The 3,609-nt window shown below is 66.2% G+C and carries 3 protein-coding genes; all 3 read right to left on the bottom strand.

Going from position 1 to position 3,609, the window contains the following annotated elements:
- Nucleotides 1–2,279, bottom strand: a 2,279-nt coding sequence (locus tag JHD07_RS30910; RefSeq protein WP_291629023.1) for a sensor histidine kinase KdpD, incomplete at its 3' end; no start/stop codon positions are given.
- A gap of 40 nt (nucleotides 2,280–2,319) precedes the next feature.
- Complete coding sequence (locus tag JHD07_RS30915) at nucleotides 2,320–2,925, bottom strand: K(+)-transporting ATPase subunit C (RefSeq protein ID WP_291629025.1); 606 nt, start codon at nucleotides 2,923–2,925, stop codon at nucleotides 2,320–2,322.
- A gap of 156 nt (nucleotides 2,926–3,081) precedes the next feature.
- On the bottom strand, nucleotides 3,082–3,609 hold a 528-nt coding region (locus JHD07_RS30920; protein WP_291629027.1), incomplete at its 5' end, for an HAD-IC family P-type ATPase.

Consider the following 3,609-nt stretch of genomic DNA (forward strand, 5'->3'; position numbering starts at 1 on the left):
ATGCGAAAGTCGGGCTGTTCGTCCTTGGTCTTCGCCGTGTTGGGCACGATGGCGCCGGATTCGAGCTTGGTCATGTCGAGCAGATTGGCGATGAAGCGGCTCAGCCGCTCGGATTCGTCGATCACGGTGGCGAGCAGGTCGCGCTTCTCGGTGTCGGAGAGCGCGCCGGCGAGATCGCGCATGGTGGAGGCCGCCCCCAGCACCGAGGCGAGCGGCGTCTTCAGATCGTGCGAGATCGAGGTGAGCAGCGCCGAGCGCAGCCGCTCGGATTCGACGGTGCGCTTGACGCGGTCCATGTCCTCGACCAGCAGCACGCGCTCGATCGCGAGCGCGCCCTGGTCGACCAGCGCATCGAGCAGCCGGCGCTGGTCCGGCGTCAACAGCGGTCCGGTGCGGTCGTTGTCGATGCCGATGACGCCGATCGGACCCCGCCCGGTGCGCATCGGCAGGAACAGCCGCTTGGCGCCCGGCAACGTGTCCGAGCCGCGGCCGGCGGGGCGATCGTTGCTCCAGGCCCAGTTGGCGGCGGCGAGGTCGGCCTGATCGAGCTCGTCTTCGGGCGGATAACCTGACTTCACCGTGAGCAGGCCCGCGTCCGGCAACAGCAGCACCACGCGCACCTTCAGCATCAAAGCGATCTGGTAGGCGCTGGCCCATAGCACGTCGTCGAGCGTCGCGGTGCCGGCGAGCTTGCGGCTGAAGGCATAAAGTTGCTCGGTCATCCTGATCCGGCCGATCGCGGTGTCGGCCTGGATGCGCACCCGCGCGGCGACATTGGAGACGATCATCGCCACCACCAGGAACAGCAGGAAGGCGGCGACATTGGTCGGATCGGTGATCGTGAAGGTGTAGAGCGGCGGCAGGAAGAAGAAATTGTAGCACAGCGAAGCCGCGACGGTCGCCAGCAGCGAGGGCCACAGGCCATAGCGCACGGCAACCGCGACCACCGCCGTCAGCAGCACGAGGTCGACGTTCTCGATGCCGAACCGGGGCTGGATCAGCTCCGCGGCGCCGAGGCCAATCAGGACGATCCCGAGCGCCTTCAGATAGGGCAGCGGATCGAACGGCTCCGACCGGGCGGCGGTCTGCACCGCGGTCTTGGGCGCGGCCTCGCCGGGCATCTCGTCGCCGGCGATGACGTGGACGGTGATGTTGCCGGCGCGGCGCACCAGGTCGTGCACGACCGAGCCGCGCGTCATCTCGAACCAGCGCGAGCGGCTCGACTTTCCGATCACGATCTGGGTGACGTTGTTGCCTTGGGCGAAATTGACGACGTCGTCGGCAATGCGGCGCCCGACGGCGGGAATGGTCAGCGCTTCGCCGCCGAGCGATTCCGCTAGCCGCAGCGTATCGGCCAGCCGATCGCGCTGCTCGTCGGACAATTGCAGGGATCGCCGCGTCTCGATCGAGATCGCGGTGAACGGCGCATGCAGCCGGTCGGCCAGCCGCTTGGTGTAGCGCACGAGGCCGGCTGCGCGGGGATCCTCGCTGACGCAGACGAGGATGCGCTCGCCCGCGGCCCAGGGCCCGGCAATGGCATTGGCCTGCATATGGGTGAGGAGCTGCTCGTCAACCCGCTCGGCGGTGCGCCGCAGCGCCAGCTCGCGCAGCGCGGTGAGATTGCCCGGAGAGAAATAATGCTCCAGTGCCCGCTCGGCCTGCTTGGGCACATAGACCTTGCCCTCCTTCAGCCGCTGGATCAGATCGTCCGGCGTCAGATCGATCAGCTCAATCGCGTCGGCGCGGTCGAACACCGAGTCCGGCACGGTCTCGCGAACCCGGACATGGGTGATCTGGGCGACGACGTCGTTCAGGCTCTCGATGTGCTGGATGTTGACGGCGGTGTAGACGTCGATTCCGTGGGAGAGCAGCTCCTCGACATCCATGTAGCGCTTGGGATGGCGGCTGCCCGCCGCATTGGTGTGGGCGAGCTCGTCGACCAATGCGATCTGCGGCCGCCGCGCGATCACGGCATCGAGATCCATCTCCTCGACAATCTGGCCGCGGTAGTCGAGCCGCTTGCGCGGGACCACTTCGAGGCCGCGCACCAGCGCCTCGGTCTCGGCGCGGCCATGGGTCTCGACGAAGCCGACCACGACATCGATGCCGGCCTTGCGCTTGGCATGGGCGCTCTGCAGCATCTCGTAGGTCTTGCCGACGCCGGGGGCGGCGCCGACGAAGATCTTCAGCTTGCCGCTCGCGCTCTCCTCCCGGCGCGCAGCTTCCAGCAGCGCCTCGGGAGACGGACGTTGTTCGGGATCGCGGCGCTCTCGGACCATCAGGGCAGTATAATCATCCGTACACTGCGAGCCTAGACGGCTAGTTCGCCGCCATGCGGTCGAGCCCGAGGTTCAACGCCAGAACATTGACCCTGGGCTCGCCGAGGAAGCCGAGCAGACGGCCTTCCGTGTGGGCGGTCACGAGCTGCCTGACCTGATCTTCCGGCATATTTCGCGCCTTGGCCACGCGCGGCACCTGGAATTGCGCCGCTTCCGGCGAGATGTTCGGGTCGAGGCCGCTAGCCGAGGTCGTCACCAGGTCGACCGGCACGGCCGCGTTCGGATTCTCGCTCCTGAGCTTGTCCACATCCTCCTTCAGCCGGTCGGCCAGCGCCTTGCTGGTCGGGCCGAGATTGGAGCCGCCCGAATTGGCGGCGTTGTAGGGGGCCGGCACCGTCTTGGTCGAATCATTCGGGTCCGGCGCAACCGTTGCCGACAGGCGGCCGTGGAAAAACTTGTCGTCCTTGAACTCCTGCCCGATCAGGGCGGAGCCGATCACCTTGCCGTCCTTCTCGATCAGGCTGCCCTGCGCCTGCGTCGGAAAGATCGCGCCGGCAATGGCCGTCATCGCCAGCGGATAGGCCAGGCCGGTGATGGCGGTGAGTGCCAGCAAGAGGACGATGGCGGGACGGATTTCTCTGAGCATGTTAAGTCTCCAATGATTTTGTCATTGCGAGCGAAGCATCTCTCCCGTCGTTCCGGGGCGGTGCGAAGCATCGAACCCGGAACCTCGAGATTCCGGGTTCGCCTCTTCGAGGCGCCCCGGAATGACAGAGAGAATTTGCTCCTCGCATGACAACGGTCAAGCCAGGTGAAAGGCGGTCACGACGAGATCGATCGCCTTGATGCCGATGAAGGGGATGACGATTCCGCCGAGGCCGTAGATCAAGAGGTTACGCCGCAACAGCGCGCCGGCACCGACGGCGCGATAGGCGACACCCTTCAGCGCCAGCGGGATCAATCCGATGATGACCAGCGCGTTGAAGATGATCGCCGACAGGATGGCGCTCTGCGGGCTCGACAGGTTCATGACGTTGAGCACGCTGAGTTGCGGGTAGAACGCCAGGAACATCGCCGGGATGATCGCAAAGTACTTGGCGACGTCGTTGGCAATCGAGAACGTGGTCAGCGCGCCGCGGGTCATCAGGAGCTGCTTGCCGATCTCGACCACCTCGATCAGCTTGGTCGGGTTGGAGTCGAGGTCGACCATGTTGCCGGCCTCGCGGGCGGCCTGGGTGCCGGTGTTCATCGCCACGCCGACGTCGGCCTGGGCGAGAGCGGGGGCATCGTTGGTTCCGTCACCAGTCATTGCGACCAGGCGGCCTTGTTC

The sequence above is a fragment of the Bradyrhizobium sp. genome, assembly GCF_016462955.1.
Taxonomy (GTDB): Bacteria; Pseudomonadota; Alphaproteobacteria; order Rhizobiales; family Xanthobacteraceae; genus Bradyrhizobium.

Coding starts and splice junctions, on each gene's coding strand:
- JHD07_RS30915 (WP_291629025.1), bottom strand. CDS start 2,925: ATGCTCAGAGAAATCCGTCCCGCCATCGTCCTCTTGCTGGCACTCACC.